The 2,014-nt window shown below is 72.0% G+C and carries 3 protein-coding genes; all 3 read left to right on the top strand.

All coding sequences use genetic code 11. The annotated features are described in order from the left end of the window. Positions 1-1,057: bifunctional diguanylate cyclase/phosphodiesterase (locus tag KBX39_RS29880; RefSeq protein ID WP_210873736.1), on the top strand; the 1,057-nt coding region annotated here is incomplete at its 5' end. 130 nt (positions 1,058-1,187) lie between these two features. Beyond that, entirely contained in the window at positions 1,188-1,820 is a 633-nt protein-coding gene (locus KBX39_RS29875; RefSeq protein WP_043326326.1) for a hypothetical protein, read from the top strand. Further along, positions 1,817-2,014: MerR family DNA-binding transcriptional regulator (locus KBX39_RS33670; protein ID WP_247660745.1), on the top strand; the 198-nt coding region annotated here is incomplete at its 3' end. The genes KBX39_RS29875 and KBX39_RS33670, both read left to right, overlap by 4 nt.

The following is a 2,014-nucleotide window of genomic DNA, read 5'->3' as shown; positions in this document are numbered from 1 at the left end:
GCTGGGCGGCGACGAGTTCGCGGTGCTGGTCGCCGGGGACCGCGCGGTGCCGCCCGAGCGGCTCGCGATCCGGCTGCTGGCCGCGCTGGAGCCGCTGCCCGGCGAGGAGGACCTGGGAGTGCACCCGTCGGCGAGCATCGGCATCGCCGAGTACGGGCCGCAGCACGCCTCGCACACCGACCTGCTCCGCGACGCCGACATCGCCATGTACGCGGCGAAGGCGGCCGGCAAGGCCGCGTACCGCACGTGCACGCCGCAACTGCGCGAGTCGGCGGTCAGCCGCGCCGAGCTGATCGCCGACCTGCGCCGGGCGGTGGACGAGGGCCAGTTGCTGATGGAGTTCCAGCCGATCGTCGACCTCGACACCGGCGCGGTACGCAGCGCCGAGGCGCTGGTGCGCTGGCGGCATCCCCGCCTCGGCGTGCTCACCCCGGCCCGGTTCCTGCCGCTGGCGGAGGAGACCGGGCTGATCGTGGCGATCGACAGGTGGGTCATCCACGAGGCGTGCCGGGCCGCCGCGACCTGGCGCGCGCACGCGCCGGAGGTGACGGTCGCGGTCAACATCGCCGCCGCCCACCTGTGCCGGCCCGACCTGATCGCCACCGTCACCGGCGCGGTCGCCGCGGCCGGCCTGCCGCCCCGCGCGCTCACCCTGGAACTCACCGAGTCCGCGCTGATCGAGGGCAGCGAGGCGGTGCTGGACCGGCTGTCCCAGCTGCGTGACCTCGGCATCCGCATCGCCATCGACGACTTCGGCACCGGCTACTCCTCGTTGAGCTATCTGCACCGCATCCCGGCCACCGAGCTGAAGATCGACAGGTCGTTCGTGTCCCGGCTGGACGCCGGGGACAGCCGCGCGTACGCCACAGTCGAGATGGTGAACCGGCTGGCCGGCGCGTTCGACCTGGCCGTGGTGGCCGAGGGGGTGGAGACGGTCGCGCAGCACGCGGCGGTCACCGCGATCGGCTGCCGGCAGGGCCAGGGCTGGCGGTACGGCCGCCCGGCCGCCCTGACCGATCTGCTTCCCGCGTTGTCCGGGGCGGGCGCGGACCGCTGACCGGCCCGGGTCCACGGGGGCCGAAGGTCCCGGACGGGACAGGGGGTTCGACCCTGCTCACGGGCGGTCCGGCACCGCCATGATGGTTCTCGTCAACAAGACGAACACACCCTCCACGCGGGAGCTTGATATGAAGCGACGGACTCTCGACCTGCTGTTCAGCATCGGTGGGCTGGGCCTGGCGGTCCTGCTGCTCGTCGTCGGCGTCGTCCTGACGACGAACGCCAACTTCGCCAACGACTACGTACGCAGCCAGCTCGGCGAGCAGAACATCACCTTCACCCCGGCGGACAAGCTCTCCGACGAGGAGAAGAAGTCGGACTGCCTGCGCGAGTACGCCGGCCAGAAGATGACCACCGGCAAGCAGGCGGAGTGCTACGCCAACGAGTACATCGGCCTGCACCTGAAGAACATGGCCGGCGGCAAGACCTACGCCGACCTGGGCGAGCCGCAGAGCGCGCTGCGCGAGCAGGTGGCCCAGGCCGAGCAGAGCAACGCCGCGAACCTGGCCGACCTGCAGAAGCAGCTCGCCGAGGTGACCGCCCAGCGGGAGACCGTGTTCAAGGGTGAGACGCTGCGCGGCCTGCTGCTCACCTCGTACGGCTTCAGCGAGTTCGGCCGCAAGGCCGAGCAGGGCGCCCTGGCCGTGTACCTCGGCGCGGGCCTGCTCCTGCTGCTCTCCGCCGCCGGCCTGGTGCACGCCTTCCGCACCCCGCCGACCGCGACCTTCGCCGCCCCGGAGAAGGAGAAGGTCACCAATTGACCGCACCGACGACGCCCCCGGCCGATCCTGGTCGGGGGCGTCGTCGTGTTTTCCGGCTTGACCCTCACGCAGCGGAAGGCGGCAGCCTTGGTCGCGGAAGGGAGGGAACCATGGCGTACACGGTGGGGCAGGTGGCGCGGGCGGCCCGGGTGACGGTCCGGACGCTGCACCACTACGACGAGATCGGGCTGCTG

Source organism: Micromonospora sp. D75 (genome assembly GCF_018070405.1).
Taxonomy (GTDB): Bacteria; Actinomycetota; Actinomycetes; order Mycobacteriales; family Micromonosporaceae; genus Micromonospora; species Micromonospora chalcea.
The sequence above is the reverse complement of the archived record's forward strand: the minus strand, read 5'-3'. Positions and strand labels throughout refer to the sequence as shown.

What these genes read in the sequence shown, in the direction of transcription:
- KBX39_RS29875 (WP_043326326.1), top strand. Translation starts at nt 1,188, where the DNA reads ATGAAGCGACGGACTCTCGACCTGCTGTTCAGCATCGGTGGGCTGGGC.